Raw genomic sequence first — 13,908 nt, forward strand, 5'->3', positions numbered from 1 at the left:
AGATGTCACACGCGGTTCACCGACGCGCGTCCCGGGGCGGGGGTACGTCGGTGCTCCACGGATGAGCGTCGCGGGGCGGGGCGGAGCTGAACTGGAGCGCAGGCGTCGGCCGGATGATCCGGGGTGGTACGGGATGGTGCGTGACCGGCACCCCCGGGGAGCGCCGGTACCGAGGGTGGTTACCCCTCGTCGTCGGTGACGGGCTCCTCGCGCAGCCCGTCCTCGCTCACCCCGCGCCGCCAGTAGCCGACAAAGGTGACCCGGCGCCGGTCGACCCCGCGCTCGCCCACCACATGGCGGCGGAGCGCCTTGAGCGCGCCGGACTCGCCCGCGAGCCAGACATACGGAGTGCCCTCCGGGAACGGGTACGCGGCCACCGCCGCCAGGGCGGACGGCGCACCCTCCTCCCGTACCAGCCAGGTGATCTCGACATCCCCGGCGGTGGGCAGCTCGATCCGGTCCTCCGTGTGCGGGACCTCCAGGAAGATCCGCGCACGGGTCCCGGCGGGCAGCCAGTCCAGGATCCCGCCGACGGCGGGCAGCGCCGTCTCGTCGCCCCAGAGCAGCATCCAGTCGGTGTCGGCGGGCGGCTGACAGCGCACCGAGCCGTTGTCGGCCGAGGTCGGGCCGAGCACCATCACCCGGTCGCCCGGGGCCGCGCCGAGCGCCCAGCGGCAGGCCGGGCCGCCGTCCTGGTGCACGGCGAAGTCGATGTCCACCTCGGTCGCGCCGACCTCGGGGCGGCGCTGCTCCCGTACCGTGTACGAGCGCATGACCGCCCGGACGTCCGCCGGGAGCGCCCGCCAGGCGGCGAAGGTGGCGCGGTAGCCGGCCGGGTCCACCGGGACCACCGGGGCGTCCTGGCCCGGGTGCGGCAGGAAGAGCGAGAGCGACTGGTCGCGGCCGCCGGCGTGGAAGTCCTTCAGCTCGCCGCCGTCCGGATGTCCGTGGAAGGTGACCCGGATCATCGAGGGGGAGAGTCGGCGGGTCCGTGCCACCTGGAGCGAGAAGTAGCGGAACGGTATCTCGGGCTCGGTCGTCGTGGACATACGGGGGCGACCTTCTTCTGTCATGCGGGGATGACCCGTGGGCAGGACGGAGAGCAGGTTAGCCTAACCTCAGTTCGATCTCATCCCCTGGGGTCCCGAAAAGGCCGCGTCCCCGGTGTGCGAGTTGTCACAGACCGGGGCCGGGCGTCCCCCTGAGACGGCCCGGCCCCGGTGGTGGCGGGCGGGCGGAAGCGGCCGGGGCCGGTCCCGCGCGGTGCCGCCGGTGCGCTGTCAGCCCGTGAGCCCCAACTCCCGGGCGATCAGCATGCGCTGGACCTCACTCGTCCCCTCGCCGATCTCCAGGATCTTGGAGTCCCGCCACATCCGGGCCACCGGGTACTCGTTCATGAAGCCGTAGCCGCCATGGATCTGGGTGGCGTCCCGGGCGTTGTCCACCGCCACCGACGAGGAGTAGAGCTTCGCCAGCGCCGCCTGCTTCTTGAAGGATTCCCCCTGGACCAGCCGGGACGCGGCGTCCCGCCAGCCCACCCGGGCCATGTGTGCCCGCATCTCCATATCGGCGATCTTGAACTGGATGGACTGGTTGTCGCCGATCGGCCGCCCGAAGGCATGGCGCTGCTTGGCGTACTTCACCGACTCGTCCACACACCCCTGCGCCAGCCCGGTCGCCAGCGCGGAGATCGCGACCCGGCCCTCGTCCAGGATGCGGAGGAACTGGGCGTACCCCCGCCCCTCCTCGCCCACCAGATGGGAGAGCGGCACCCGGACCTCGTCGAAGGCCAGCTCACGGGTGTCCGAGGAGTTCCAGCCGACCTTGGAGTACGGGGCGGCGACGGTGAAGCCGGGCGTCCCGGTCGGCACGATGATCGTGGAGATCAGCGGCTTCCCCCCGGGCCCGTGGCCGGTGACGGCGGTGACCGTGACCAGCCCGGTGATCTCCGTCCCGGCGTTGGTGATGAAGCACTTGGAGCCATTGATCACCCACTCGCCCGCCGCCTCGTCACGGACGGCGGTGGTCCGGGTGCCGCCCGCGTCGGAGCCGCCCTCCGGCTCGGTCAGCCCGAAGGCGCCCAGCACCTCGCCCGAGCAGAGCCTCGGCAGCCACTCCCGCTTCTGCTCCTCGGTGCCGAAGCGGTAGATCGGCATGGCGCCCAGCGAGACCCCCGCCTCCAGGGTGATCGCGACGGAGGAGTCCACCCGCGCCAGCTCCTCCAGCGCGATGCCGAGGGCGAGATAGTCGCCGCCCATCCCCCCGTACTCCTCCGGGAAGGGCAGTCCGAACAGGCCCATCCGGCCCATCTCGGCGACGATCTCATAGGGGAACTCATGCCGTTCGTAGAGGTCGCCGATGGCGGGGGCGACCACCTCATGGGCGAACCGTTCGACGGTACGCCGCAGTTCCTCGTGTTCCGGGGTCAGCCGGTGGTCCAGGGGCATGTGGCTCAGTCCTCGGGTTCTGGTGCTGGTTCTGGCTCTGGAGGGTTCAGTGCGCGAACGGTGCGGGAGGGGCTGGGGCGGCCCAGCTGCCGGGCCAGCCAGACGCTGGTCGCGGCGAGCCGGCCCAGATCGACCCCGGTCTCGATGCCGAGGCCCTGGAGCATCCACACCAGGTCCTCGGTGGCGAGATTGCCGGTGGCGCTCTTCGCGTACGGGCAGCCGCCGAGGCCGCCCGCCGAGGCGTCGACCGTGGTTACGCCGTGTTCCAGCGCGGCCAGGGTGTTGGCCAGCGCCTGGCCGTAGGTGTCATGGAAGTGGACGGCGAGCGCCGCCGTGGGGACGCCCGCCTCATTGATCTCGGTGAGCAGGGCGTGCACCTGGCCCGGGGTCGCGACCCCGATGGTGTCGCCGAGGGAGAGCTGGTCACAGCCCATCGCGTAGAGCCGCTGGGCGACGGAGACGACCCCGGCGATGGGCACCGGGCCCTCCCAGGGGTCGCCGAAGCACATCGAGAGATAGCCGCGCACGGCGATCCCCTCGGCCCGCGCCCGCGCCACCACCGGGGCGAACATGGCCAGCGACTCGTCCACCGTGCGGTTGAGATTGCGGCGGGCGAAGCTCTCGGTGACCGAGCCGAAGACCGCGATCCGGCGGACCCCGAGGGCGAGCGCCCGGTCGAGCCCGCGCTCATTGGGGACCAGCACCGGCAGCTCCACGCCGGTGAGATCGCCGAGCAGGGGGTAGAGCCGCTCCGCGTCGGCGAGCTGGGGCACCCACTCGGGGCGGACCAGACTGGTCGCCTCGACGGTGGTGAGCCCGGCGTCGGCGAGCCGGTGCACGAACTCGGCCTTCACCTCGGTGGGGACGACCGCCTTCTCGTTCTGGAGGCCGTCGCGGGGGCCGACCTCATGGATGGTGACCCGGGTGGGCAGCCCCGGCGCGGGAACCCGCATCGGCAGCCCCGTACCGGACCCGCGCGCGACCGGTCCCGTACCGGCGCCCCGGGTGTCGGCTTCTGTCCCGTCCCCCCGGGTGTCTGCTCCCGTACCGTCCCCCCGGGTGTCCCGTTCAGTCATCGTGTGCCTCCCGGGGCGCGACCACGGCCAGGATCTGGTCCATGACGACCGTGCTCCCGGCGGTGACATCGAGTGCGGTGACGGTCCCGGCGTGCGGTGCGGAGATGACGTGCTCCATCTTCATCGCCTCCACCACCAGCAGCCCCTGGCCCGCCTCGACCTCGTCGCCGACGGCCGCCTTGACCACGGTCACCGTCCCCGGCATGGGCGCGGCGAGGGTGTCGGCGCCGGAGCGGGCCGCGCCACCGAGCGCCGCCGCGACCGGGTCGTGCTCCAGGACCTGCCAGGAGTCGCCGTCCCGGGCCAGCCAGGCCCCGGCATGGCGGAAGGTGTGCCGGACACCGTCCAGCTCCACGGTGACCACGCCCCCGATGACCGAGGCGCTCCCGGGCGCGCTCCGGACCACGGGATCGTGCCCCGGGACCCGCAGCGCGAACGACAGGGGCGCGGGGGCGGAGCCGAGCCGCCACCCCGAGGGCACCGAGAAGGGATCCGTCCACCCCGCCGGGTCCGGTACGGGGGCCAGCGCCGCCCGCCGCAGGGCGGCGGCCGCCGCGTACACCTCCTCCGGGACGCCCCCGGGGGCCGGCCCGGCGCCCTCCCGCTCCACCAGCCCGGTGTCCATCGCCCCCGAGACCACCGCCGGATGGTCGAGGAGCCGCCGCAGAAAGCCCGCGTTGGTGGGGACGCCGAGGGTGACGGTGTCCGCGAGGGCGGCCCGCAGCCGCCGCAGTGCGGTGGGCCGGTCGGGGCCGTACGCGATGACCTTGGCCAGCATCGGGTCGTACAGACTGGAGACCTCGGTGCCCTCGCTCAGCCCGGAGTCCACCCGTACCCCCGGCCCGTCCGGTTCACGCAGGGAGAGCACGGTGCCACCGGAGGGCAGGAAGCCGCGCGCGGGGTCCTCGGCGCAGATCCGGGCCTCGACGGCATGGCCGGTCAGCTCGATGTCCTTCTGACCGAAGGGCAGCGGCTCGCCCGCCGCGACCCGCAGCTGCCACTCCACCAGGTCGATCCCGGTGATCAGTTCGGTGACCGGGTGCTCCACCTGGAGCCGGGTGTTCATCTCCATGAAGCAGTACCCGCCCGGGTCGCCGCCGGGGACGATGAACTCCACGGTCCCGGCGCCGGTGTACCCGCAGGAGCGGGCCGCCTCCACCGCCGCCGCGCCCATCCGCTCCCGCAGCGCGGGGGTGAGCAGGACGGAGGGCGCCTCCTCGATGATCTTCTGATGGCGGCGCTGGAGCGAGCACTCCCGCTCCCCGAGGTGGACCACATTGCCGTGGCCGTCGGCGAGGATCTGGATCTCGATATGCCGGGGCCGGTCGATCCACCGCTCCACCAGCAGGGTGTCGTCGCCGAAGGAGGCCCGGGCCTCCCGCCGGGCGGCGGCGATCTCCTCGGGGAGCGCGGACTCCTCCCGGACCAGCCGCATGCCCTTGCCGCCGCCGCCCGCCGAGGGCTTGAGCAGCACCGGCATCCCGATCTCCCGGGCCGCGCGGCCGAGTTCGGCATCGGTCAGTCCGCTGCCCGACGAGCCGGGGACCACCGGGACCCCGGCGGCGGCCACCGTCTCCTTGGCCCGGATCTTGTCGCCCATCAGCGCGATGGCGTCGGCGGGCGGGCCGACGAAGACCAGCCCGGCGTCCGCGCAGGCCCGGGCGAACCCGGCGTTCTCGGCGAGGAAGCCATAGCCCGGGTGGACGGCCCGCGCGCCGGTACGGGCGGCGGCCTCCAGCAGCCGGTCGATCCGCAGATAGCTCTCGGCGGCGGGCGGCGGACCGATCCGTACCGCCGTGTCCGCCTCCCGGACATGCCGGGCGTCCGCGTCCGCGTCGGAGAAGACGGCGACCGAGCGGATCCCCAGCGCGCGCAGGGTCCGGATCACCCGGACGGCGATCTCGCCCCGGTTGGCCACCAGGACCGTGTCGAACAGCGTCGTATTCATCGACGTCGTATTCATCGAGGTCATCGAGCGGTTCCCTCTCACATCCGGAAGACGCCGAAGCCGCCGTCGTCCAGGGGGGCGTTGGCGCAGGCGGTCAGGGCGAGCCCGAGGACCTGGCGGGTGTCCAGCGGGTCGATCACCCCGTCGTCCCAGAGCCGGGCGGTGGCGTAGTAGGCGCTGCCCTGCTCCTCGTACCGCTCCCGGATCGGGGCGCGGAACGCCTCCTCGTCCTCGGCGGACCACTCCTCGCCGCGCCCCTCCAGCTGGTCGCGCTTGACGGTGGCGAGCACGGAGGCGGCCTGCTCGCCGCCCATGACGGAGATCTTGGCGTTGGGCCACATCCACAGGAAGCGGGGCGAATAGGCCCGGCCGCACATCGAGTAGTTGCCCGCGCCGTAGGAGCCGCCGACGACCACGGTCAGCTTGGGGACCCGGGCGCAGGCGACGGCGGTGACCATCTTGGCGCCGTGCTTGGCGATGCCGCCCGCCTCGTACGCCCGGCCGACCATGAAGCCGGAGATGTTCTGGAGGAAGAGCAGCGGGATACCGCGCTGGTCGCAGACCTCGATGAAGTGCGCGCCCTTCTGGGCGGACTCCGAGAAGAGGATGCCGTTGTTGGCGACGATCCCGACGGGGTGACCGTGGATCCGGGCGAAGCCGGTCACCAGGGTCTGTCCGAACTCCGCCTTGAACTCGGCGAACCGGGAGCCGTCGGTGATCCGCGCGATGACCTCCCGTACGTCATAGGGGGTACGGGGATCAACCGGCACGGCGCCGTGCAGCCCGGCGGGGTCCACCACCGGCTCCTCGGCGGGGGTCACCGTCCAGGGCAGGGGGCCGCGCGCGGGGAGGGTGGCGACGATGTCCCGGACGATCCGCAGCGCGTGGGCGTCGTTCTCGGCGAGATGGTCGGTGACCCCGGAGACCTTGGAGTGGACCTCGCCGCCGCCCAGCTCCTCGGCGGTGACGATCTCGCCGGTGGCGGCCTTCACCAGCGGCGGACCGCCGAGGAAGATCGTCCCCTGGTTGCGGACGATCACCGCCTCGTCGCTCATGGCGGGGACATAGGCACCGCCCGCCGTGCAGGAGCCGAGCACGGCCGCGATCTGCGGGATCCGGGCGGCGGAGAGCCGGGCCTGGTTGTAGAAGATCCGCCCGAAGTGCTCCCGGTCCGGGAACACCTCGTCCTGCATCGGCAGGAAGGCGCCGCCGGAGTCCACCAGATAGACACAGGGCAGCCGGTTCTCCAGCGCGATCTCCTGCGCACGCAGATGCTTCTTCACGGTCATCGGGTAGTACGTGCCGCCCTTGACGGTGGCGTCATTGGCGACGATCACGATCTCCCGCCCGGCGACCCGGCCGATCCCCGCGATCACCCCGGCGGCCGGGGCCTGGTCCTCGTACATCCCCTCGGCGGCGAGCGGGGCCAGCTCCAGAAAGGGCGAGCCGGGGTCCAGCAGGGTGTCGATCCGGTCCCGTGGCAGAAGCTTGCCCCGGTCGGTATGGCGGGCACGGGCCCGCTCCCCACCGCCCAGCCGGGCGCGTGCGAGCTTGCGGCGCAGCGTTTCCGCCAGGTCCCGGTGGGCGGCCTGATTCGTCCGCCAGGACGGGGAGGCGGGGTCCGCCGCGCTGGTGAGCACGGGTGCCTGCTGCATCGTGTCACTCCTGTTAATGAGCGTTAACGCTTCCCTTCAGGTTAACGATCGCTAACAGCGTTGTCTAGAATTGCCTTCCATGAGCACCAGGACGGACGCCCCCACGCGCCGCGAGCAGATCCTCAAGGCCGCCGCGCAGCTCTTCGCGGAGCGCGGTTTCCACGGCGTCGGCGTCGACGAGATAGGAGCCGCCGTCGGAATCAGCGGCCCCGGGCTCTACCGCCACTTCCCCGGCAAGGACGCGATGCTCGCCGAGCTGCTCGTCGGCATCAGCGAGCGCCTCCTCAGCGGCGGCCGGCTCCGCGTCGAGGAGTCCGCCGCCGACCCCGCGCGGCTGCTCTCCTCACTGATCGACGGCCATATCGACTTCGCCCTCGACGACCGCCCGCTGATCACCCTCCACGACCGTGAGCTGGACCGCCTCCGCGACAGCGACCGCAAGCTGGTGCGCCAGCTCCAGCGCCAGTACGCGGAGCTGTGGGTGACGGCGGTCCGCGCCCTCCACCCCGGGGTCCCCGAGGCGGAGGCCCGCGCGGCCGTGCACGCGGTCTTCGGCCTGCTGAACTCGACGCCGCACCTGGCGACGGGGGAGGACGGCGAGTGCGCCCGCGCGGCGACGGAGGCGCTGCTGCGCCGCCTGGCGAACGGCGCGTTCGCGGCCCTGGGCGACGCCTGACCGCCGGCCCCTCCCGGGGGTCCCCCGACCGGGCAACCCCCGGGTCCTCTTCCGCCTCTCCTCTTCCGGGTACGCCATCGGGCGAACCGCAGCCCCGGTCCGGTGCGACCGGTGCTCCCCCACGGAGAGAGAGCGAAGCAATGAGAGCGAGAACGACTACGGCCGGTCTGGTGGCGGTCGCGTGCGCGGGCGTCTTCCTGGCGCCGTCCTCGGCCACCGCTGCCGAGGCCCCTCGGGACAAGGCCCTTCAGGGCAAGGCCGGGACCCACTGCGTCACGGATCTCGATACGCGGAAGACCACGTGCTACGACACATTCCGCGAGAGCGTCACGGCCGCGACGGGCGGCCGGGTCACCGACGCGACACAGGCGAGGGCCGCCCAGGACAAGAGGTTCGTGGACACGCTCAACGCGTCCGCGAGGGCCGGTGGTCCACGGGCCGCCGCCGAGCTGCCGCATGTGCTGGCCATCTTCTACTCGAAGGGCGACTACAAGGGTTCGACCTGGATACCCAGGGGACCCCTACCGTGCGCCGACGACGGGAAGGTGAACTACTACATGGGCGGACTGGCCGGAGGGTGGAACGATGCCATCAGCTCTCTCCAGACTGCGGGCAACTGCCACATCCGGGCCTGGGAGCACGGTGAATTCGCCGGTGCGAGCCAGTACTACACGACCAGCACGCGCTGGGTGGGGGACGCGATGAACGACCGGATCAGCTCTCTCGAATGGTTCTAGACCGAGCGGCCCCGCACTCCCTGTTCGGGGGGTGCGGGGCCGGTGCGGTTGCGGTGTTACGGGGTGGTGGTACGGGCGAGTGCGACGAGGCCCGCGAAGGCGGTCTTGGAGACCGTGAGCACGGGGCCGCCGGGTCGCTTGCTGTCCCGGAGGGGGACGGTGCCGGTGGTGGCGGCGTGGGCGGGCGCCCATTCGACGCAGGACCCGCCGTTCGCGACGCTGTAGCTGGACTTGACCCAGGTGTGGGGTCCGGTCATGACTCGGCCGTCCGGGCCAGTGTCACGAGGCCCGCGAAGGCGGTGGTGGAGACCAGCAGGACGGGGCCGTGGGGGCGCTTGCTGTCCCGGAGGGGGACGGTGCCGGTGGTGGTGGCGTGGGCGGGGGCCCATTCGACGCAGGACCCGCCGTTTTGCGTGCTGTAGGAGGACTTGACCCAGCGGAGCGGGGGAGGGGTGGCCGTGGCAGTCACGAAATGCCCTTTCGTAGCTGTTCGATCATGGCGACAGATTCCGCCTGGGAGACTGCTTCGATCTGCAACTGATGGTAGTTCCTCACCAGTGGCAGTACGGAGGTCGGTTCGCGGTCCAGGTAGCCCTGGGTCTGTGACTCGACGTAAGACACCACAGAGCGGTCCGGCAGTGTCAGGAGATTGACCATTCGGATGAATGGGTTCCGCTCCCCCATGGAGTACGGAGCGATTTGGAGCGCAGTGGTCGACTCTGCGGCGAACTCGATCAGCCGAGCCAACTGCGCGTCCATGACATCCGGTCCGCCGATGGGGTGTTGGAGGCAGCTCTCGTCCAGCACCACGAAGATCAGCGGGGGCGGCGTCCGTACCAGCGCGGCTTGGCGCTGTATCAAGTACTCGACCCGATCGACGGCCTGTTCGGCGGTGATGTCACCTCGCCGGACGGCGCTGTCCGCCATTACCTGCACGTACTCCCGCGTCTGGAGCAGCCCGGGGATGACGCCCGACTCAAAGAGCCGGATCTCGGCTGCCTGACCCTCGTGGCTCAGGTACTCCGGAAAGCCTTCGAGTAACGCGCCGTTCTTGTACTCGCGGTACGCGCGTTCGAAGGAATCGGTCGTTCCTGCGAGGCCAAAGACCGCGTCGGCACTCAGCGAACTTCGAAGGGTTGGAGGCTTGCGACCAGTTTCCATGGCCGAAATGTGCTGGCTGGAGTACTTCATGTACACGGCCAGCTCGTCCTGTGTCCATCCGCGCGCCTCTCTGGAACTGCGCAGACGCGCTCCGAAGGCGGCGACGGGTCCCGATGTGGGGTCCAATTCCTTGCGATTCACCATGGCGTGGCCAACCCTTTCTGCCTGGCTGCCCGGTTGAAGGGCTCATAACGCTACGGCAATCTGAAGTCACCCAGTAGCCGTTCCATTACGGAGGGGAGCGCCATGGGTTGGCATTCCGTCCCGGAACCGGACGTACCGCAAGAGGACAGCCCACTCCTGCAAGCGCTTCGCCTGCGGATACGGGAGGAGCACGAACTGCGGCTGCGGTTCGGTCCGTTCCATCAGATCGTCAGAAGGGCACATTCGTGCGAGAGCGACGAGGCAGGTCGATAGCCGGCACGGTCGCGATGCTCGCGGCCTGGTCGTTCTCCGTCGGACTGCACACCTTGGGCCTCGCCGACCGGCTCTAGAGACCCCGTCCTCCGTGGCACCGGCAGGTTCAGCGGTGTTCCTCTCACCGGCGCCACGGAGGGCGGTTCCCCAAGCGGGGTCCGCCCTCACCCCTGCCCTGGGCGGGCCCCCGGGCCCCGGCCGTTCACCCCCGCACGGGCGGCCGGGGTCCACCCGTAGAACCCACCCCCCTCACCCTCAAGGGAGACAGCCATGTCCCTCAACGCCACACCGTCCCCCGACGGACCGTTCGGCCTCCGGATGATCCGGCTGCGGGACTGCGACAGCCCTCAGCCCTCGCTGATCGTGTCCCGGGTCGCCCTCACCGTGTTCGTCGCGGAGGCCCGTGCCGGACGGCTGGACCACCTCCTGGCCACGGAGGCGGAGATGGCCGAGGCACGAAAGGTCGCGCGCTGGTCCCACGAGACGGCCGAGCCGGACCTCCTCTGACCCCTCCCCGTCGCGGTCTGCCCGCACCACAAGGGGCCCGTTCCTCGTGACACGAGGTCGGGGGGTGCAGGGTCGCCCCCGCAGGGGACCGGCGGACGGCCCCTCGCACTGGACACGGCACCTCAGTCTGCCGGCCCCGAGGAGGTGAGCCCGGAGGCCCCCGCCCCCGCGCTTGCGAGTCACCTCGCTCCAAGCCCCTGGGTACGGGCTGCCCGCACCATTCAAGCCCGTCCGGCGTTTGAGGACGGACCCGAGGCCCGAGCAGCCTCGGGCACACGTCGGGGGCCAGCCCCGAACCCCGCTCCTCAAACGCCGGAGGGGCTGGGATTAAGGCACCTGTCGAGGCCAGCCCCGAACCCCGCTCCTCAAACGCCGGAGGGGCTTAATTTGAGGCCCCCGCGCCTCAAACGCCGGCGAGGCTAGGTTTGGGGGACCCCAAGGGGCTGATTTTTGAGGCCCCTAGCCCAGCGCGCGGGCCCGCGCGAGGATCTCCGGCGACGCCTTGGCCACCGACCCCGTGTCGAACGGCGGCTGCGGATCGTACTCCGTATAGAGCTGGATCGCCTGCGCGGTCACCTCGTCCGTGAGGAGCGCCGCCAGGCGGACCGCCATGTCGATGCCGGAGGAGACCCCGGCCGAGGTGATCACCCGGTCCTGGCGGACCACCCGCTCCGGGGTGTAGACGGCCCCGTACGACTCCAGGTCCGCGACCGCGTCCCAGTGCGTGGTCGCGGTCAGACCGTTCAGCAGACCGGCCGCGCCGAGGACCAGGGACCCCGTACAGACGGAGGTGGTGAAGCGGGTGCCCGCGTGCATCCGGCGGACCCAGTCGAGGAACGCGGGGTCGGCCGACATGGTCAGGAAGCTGCCGCCGCCGGGTATCAGCAGGACGTCACAGCGTTCCACCTCGGCGTACCCGGTCGGGACCTGCACCGGCAGGGAGCCCAGTACGTCCCGTACGAGACCCGGTTCGGCGGTGACGAACCGTACGGTGGCGCCGGGCACATACGCGAGGATCTCGTAGGGCCCGATCGCGTCGAGCGGCTCGAAGTTGTCGAAGAGCGGGATCACTATGTCCATCGCCGCAGGATAGCCAGCGGACGGGCGAACCCTTCCGGCCACAGGACCGCCCCCCGGGCCACACGGGGCCGGGGGCCCGGAGCGTGAAGAAGCCCACCCGGCCCGCACCGGACCGGCGGGGCACAATAACCCCATGCCGATACCGAGCCGTGCCGCCCTGATCGACCATCTCGTCCGCACCCGTATCGCCGGAAACGTCGCCACTCCGCGTGACAACAACCTCGCCCACTACCGCGAGCTGGCCAACGGCAACCGCCACTACTGGCTCGGCCTGGAGCTGGGCGATCGTTGGACCGACGAGCAGGACGTCCTGGCCGTGATGGCCGAGCGGTGCGGGGTCATCGACGACCCCGGGCACCGGGCCGGGCAGGACACGATCGACCCCGAGCTGACGGTGGACGCCCTCGACCGGATGGCCGCACGGCTCCGGAAGGCCGCCGCCGGGCGGGAACGGGTGCTGCTGGCGACCGGCCACCCCGGCGGGCTGCTCGATGTGCACCGGGCGACCGGAGAGGCCCTGCGCGCGGCGGGCTGCGAGATCGTGCGGATCCCCGGCGGGATCACCGCCGACGAGGCGATGGTCTTCCAGTTCGGCGATGTGGCGGTGCTGGAGCGGGGCGCGACCCTCTGGCACACGCACTCGCCCGCCCCGATGGCCGCGATCCTGGACACCCTGGAGCGCGAGGGCGGCGCCCTGCCCGATCTGGTCGTGGCCGACCACGGCTGGGCGGGGTGCGCCGGACAGCGCGGTCTGGACGCGGTGGGCTACGCGGACTGCAACGACCCCGCGCTGTTCATCGGCGAGGCGGAGGGGACCGTACAGGTGACGGTCCCGCTGGACGACCATGTGACGGACCCCCGCTTCTACGAGCCGATGACGGCGTATCTGCTGGACGCGGCGGGCCTGCTCTGACCCGTACCCCCCTTCTCTCCCGCCCGTACCGGCCATGTGGTCCGAACGGGTGAACCGGAACACCGCCGGGGCCCGTGCTCGCGGGCGAGAGAAGGAGATCCCATGGAGCGGACCGCCCTGCCCGTCTATCCCACCGCCGCCTTCGCGGGGGAGCCGGTCCCCTTACCGGCGGAGCCCGTCGCCCGGGTACGGCTCCCCAGCGGCGATGTCGTCTGGCTGATCAGCGGGTACGAGGAGGTACGCGTCGCGCTGGGCCATCCCCTGCTCACCCGGGACCTGGGCCGGCACGGCCCCCGCGCGGGCACGGGCGGTGCCTTCGGTGCCGCCCGTGATGACATCCGCAACATTCACAGCCAGGGTGCCGCCCACGCCGAGCTGCGGAGGCTGGCGGCCCGCCCCTTCACCTCGCGCAGAATCGAGTCGCTGCGGCGGCGGGTACAGGAGCTGACGGACGGATTCCTCGACGCCATGGAGTCCGCGGGGCCGCCCGCCGATCTGATCGGGGCGCTGGCGTATCCGCTGCCGATCACCGTGATCACCGAGCTGTTCGCGATCCCGGAGGCGGACCGGGCCGACTTCGCCCGCTGGTCCGACCGGGTCGTCACGGTCATGGGCGTCACCGAGGAGGAGGTGGACGAGGCCCGCACCGGGCTCGAAGGCTGTCTCCACCGTCTGATCACCGCCCGGCGGGCATCCCCCGGCGACGATCTGGTCAGTGGCTGGCTCACCGCGCACGAGGGCATGGACCGACTCAACGACGCCGAGGTGAACCTGCTCGCCCAGGCGGTGCTCATCGCCGGGTACGAGACCACGGTGAACTCGATCGGCGCCGGGATGTGGCGGCTCTTTCGCAACCCGGACCAACTGGCGGCGCTCCGCGCGGACCCCGGACTGCTGCGCGGGACCATCGAGGAGATCCTGCGCCACCAGCCCCAGGGCGTCTTCTTCCTGATCATGGTGGCCCTCGAAGACCTGGAGCTGGGCGGGGTGACCATCCGCGCGGGCGAGGCGGTGATGCCCCTGCCCCAGGCGGCCAACCGGGACCCCGGCCGCTTCCCCGACCCGGACCGCTTCGACATCCGCCGCGCCCCCGGCGGCCACCTCGGCTTCGGCCACGGCCCGCACTCCTGCCTCGGCGCCGCGCTCGCCCGGATCGAGCTGGAGTCGGCGATCGGCACCCTCAACCGCCGCTTCCCCGCGCTGCGCCCCGTGGACCCCGACCTCACGGCCCTGCCCTGGCGCGCCGACCGCCTGATCTCGGGCCTGGCGGCCCTGCGGGTCACCTGGTGAC

The 13,908-nt window shown here is 71.7% G+C and carries 14 protein-coding genes; 5 read left to right on the plus strand and 9 right to left on the minus strand.

Annotated elements, in window-relative coordinates; genetic code table 11:
- Positions 1 to 179: 179 nt before the first annotated feature.
- The 5 genes from ABT354_RS03310 to ABT354_RS03330 all read right to left on the minus strand — a co-directional run bounded on the left by ABT354_RS03310 (position 180) and on the right by ABT354_RS03330 (position 7,126).
- Positions 180 to 1,049: a siderophore-interacting protein gene (locus ABT354_RS03310; RefSeq protein ID WP_351488312.1), complete on the minus strand. Its 870-nt coding sequence runs from the start codon at positions 1,047 to 1,049 to the stop codon at positions 180 to 182.
- A gap of 231 nt (positions 1,050 to 1,280) precedes the next feature.
- Positions 1,281 to 2,447 (minus strand): acyl-CoA dehydrogenase family protein, encoded by a 1,167-nt coding sequence (locus tag ABT354_RS03315; RefSeq protein WP_351488315.1) that lies wholly within the window; start codon positions 2,445 to 2,447, stop codon positions 1,281 to 1,283.
- Between the two features lie 5 nt (positions 2,448 to 2,452).
- Complete coding sequence (locus tag ABT354_RS03320; protein WP_351489156.1) at positions 2,453 to 3,400, minus strand: hydroxymethylglutaryl-CoA lyase; 948 nt, start codon at positions 3,398 to 3,400, stop codon at positions 2,453 to 2,455.
- Between the two features lie 115 nt (positions 3,401 to 3,515).
- Entirely contained in the window at positions 3,516 to 5,495 is a 1,980-nt protein-coding gene (locus ABT354_RS03325) for an ATP-binding protein (RefSeq protein ID WP_351488318.1), read from the minus strand.
- A 14-nt stretch (positions 5,496 to 5,509) separates the two neighbouring features.
- Positions 5,510 to 7,126 carry a carboxyl transferase domain-containing protein gene (locus ABT354_RS03330; RefSeq protein WP_351488319.1) on the minus strand — a complete coding sequence of 539 codons (1,617 nt, stop codon included), beginning with the start codon at positions 7,124 to 7,126 and terminating at the stop codon, positions 5,510 to 5,512.
- A gap of 79 nt (positions 7,127 to 7,205) precedes the next feature.
- Here ABT354_RS03330 and ABT354_RS03335 point away from each other — a divergent pair, with 79 nt between their 5' ends.
- The gene (locus ABT354_RS03335) at positions 7,206 to 7,802 is read left to right on the plus strand and encodes an SACE_7040 family transcriptional regulator (RefSeq protein ID WP_351488321.1); all 597 of its coding nucleotides are present in this window, start codon (positions 7,206 to 7,208) and stop codon (positions 7,800 to 7,802) included.
- Between the two features lie 140 nt (positions 7,803 to 7,942).
- Positions 7,943 to 8,539, plus strand: a complete 597-nt coding sequence (locus ABT354_RS03340; RefSeq protein ID WP_351488323.1) for a hypothetical protein — start codon at positions 7,943 to 7,945, stop codon at positions 8,537 to 8,539.
- A 56-nt stretch (positions 8,540 to 8,595) separates the two neighbouring features.
- Here ABT354_RS03340 and ABT354_RS03345 read toward each other — a convergent pair whose 3' ends face one another.
- From ABT354_RS03345 to ABT354_RS03355, 3 genes are read right to left on the minus strand one after another with little or no spacing between them, the layout of a single operon-like run.
- Positions 8,596 to 8,796, minus strand: a complete 201-nt coding sequence (locus tag ABT354_RS03345; RefSeq protein WP_351488325.1) for a DUF397 domain-containing protein — start codon at positions 8,794 to 8,796, stop codon at positions 8,596 to 8,598.
- Positions 8,793 to 9,008, minus strand: a complete 216-nt coding sequence (locus ABT354_RS03350; RefSeq protein ID WP_351488328.1) for a DUF397 domain-containing protein — start codon at positions 9,006 to 9,008, stop codon at positions 8,793 to 8,795. The genes ABT354_RS03345 and ABT354_RS03350 overlap by 4 nt, the downstream gene beginning before the upstream one ends.
- Positions 9,005 to 9,844, minus strand: coding sequence for a helix-turn-helix domain-containing protein (locus ABT354_RS03355; protein WP_351488331.1), 840 nt, complete (start codon positions 9,842 to 9,844; stop codon positions 9,005 to 9,007). Before ABT354_RS03355 ends, ABT354_RS03350 begins: the two co-directional genes overlap by 4 nt.
- Before the next feature lie 543 nt (positions 9,845 to 10,387).
- On the opposite strand from ABT354_RS03355, the gene ABT354_RS03360 reads away from it, so the two are divergent.
- Positions 10,388 to 10,624 (plus strand): hypothetical protein, encoded by a 237-nt coding sequence (locus ABT354_RS03360; protein ID WP_351488334.1) that lies wholly within the window; start codon positions 10,388 to 10,390, stop codon positions 10,622 to 10,624.
- Positions 10,625 to 11,083: 459 nt separating this feature from the next.
- On the opposite strand, the gene ABT354_RS03365 is transcribed toward ABT354_RS03360, so the two are convergent.
- A complete protein-coding gene (locus ABT354_RS03365) occupies positions 11,084 to 11,704 on the minus strand; it encodes a DJ-1/PfpI family protein (RefSeq protein ID WP_351488336.1) in 621 nt (206 codons plus the stop codon).
- A gap of 133 nt (positions 11,705 to 11,837) precedes the next feature.
- On the opposite strand from ABT354_RS03365, the gene ABT354_RS03370 reads away from it, so the two are divergent.
- Positions 11,838 to 12,617: a phosphatase gene (locus tag ABT354_RS03370; protein WP_351488337.1), complete on the plus strand. Its 780-nt coding sequence runs from the start codon at positions 11,838 to 11,840 to the stop codon at positions 12,615 to 12,617.
- 102 nt (positions 12,618 to 12,719) lie between these two features.
- Entirely contained in the window at positions 12,720 to 13,907 is a 1,188-nt protein-coding gene (locus tag ABT354_RS03375) for a cytochrome P450 (RefSeq protein WP_351488340.1), read from the plus strand.
- Position 13,908 lies beyond the last annotated feature (1 nt).

Origin of the sequence: Streptomyces sp. NPDC000594 (genome assembly GCF_040299965.1) — a bacterium.
Taxonomy (GTDB): Bacteria; Actinomycetota; Actinomycetes; order Streptomycetales; family Streptomycetaceae; genus Streptomyces.

Bases quoted from the DNA above. Each gene is read 5' to 3' on its own strand.
- ABT354_RS03310 (WP_351488312.1), bottom strand. From the start codon at position 1,049: ATGTCCACGACGACCGAGCCCGAGATACCGTTCCGCTACTTCTCGCTC.
- ABT354_RS03315 (WP_351488315.1), bottom strand. From the start codon at position 2,447: ATGCCCCTGGACCACCGGCTGACCCCGGAACACGAGGAACTGCGGCGT.
- ABT354_RS03320 (WP_351489156.1), bottom strand. From the start codon at position 3,400: ATGCGGGTTCCCGCGCCGGGGCTGCCCACCCGGGTCACCATCCATGAG.
- ABT354_RS03325 (WP_351488318.1), bottom strand. From the start codon at position 5,495: ATGACCTCGATGAATACGACGTCGATGAATACGACGCTGTTCGACACG.
- ABT354_RS03330 (WP_351488319.1), bottom strand. From the start codon at position 7,126: ATGCAGCAGGCACCCGTGCTCACCAGCGCGGCGGACCCCGCCTCCCCG.
- ABT354_RS03335 (WP_351488321.1), top strand. From the start codon at position 7,206: ATGAGCACCAGGACGGACGCCCCCACGCGCCGCGAGCAGATCCTCAAG.
- ABT354_RS03340 (WP_351488323.1), top strand. From the start codon at position 7,943: ATGAGAGCGAGAACGACTACGGCCGGTCTGGTGGCGGTCGCGTGCGCG.
- ABT354_RS03345 (WP_351488325.1), bottom strand. From the start codon at position 8,796: ATGACCGGACCCCACACCTGGGTCAAGTCCAGCTACAGCGTCGCGAAC.
- ABT354_RS03355 (WP_351488331.1), bottom strand. From the start codon at position 9,844: ATGGTGAATCGCAAGGAATTGGACCCCACATCGGGACCCGTCGCCGCC.
- ABT354_RS03360 (WP_351488334.1), top strand. From the start codon at position 10,388: ATGTCCCTCAACGCCACACCGTCCCCCGACGGACCGTTCGGCCTCCGG.
- ABT354_RS03365 (WP_351488336.1), bottom strand. From the start codon at position 11,704: ATGGACATAGTGATCCCGCTCTTCGACAACTTCGAGCCGCTCGACGCG.
- ABT354_RS03370 (WP_351488337.1), top strand. From the start codon at position 11,838: ATGCCGATACCGAGCCGTGCCGCCCTGATCGACCATCTCGTCCGCACC.
- ABT354_RS03375 (WP_351488340.1), top strand. From the start codon at position 12,720: ATGGAGCGGACCGCCCTGCCCGTCTATCCCACCGCCGCCTTCGCGGGG.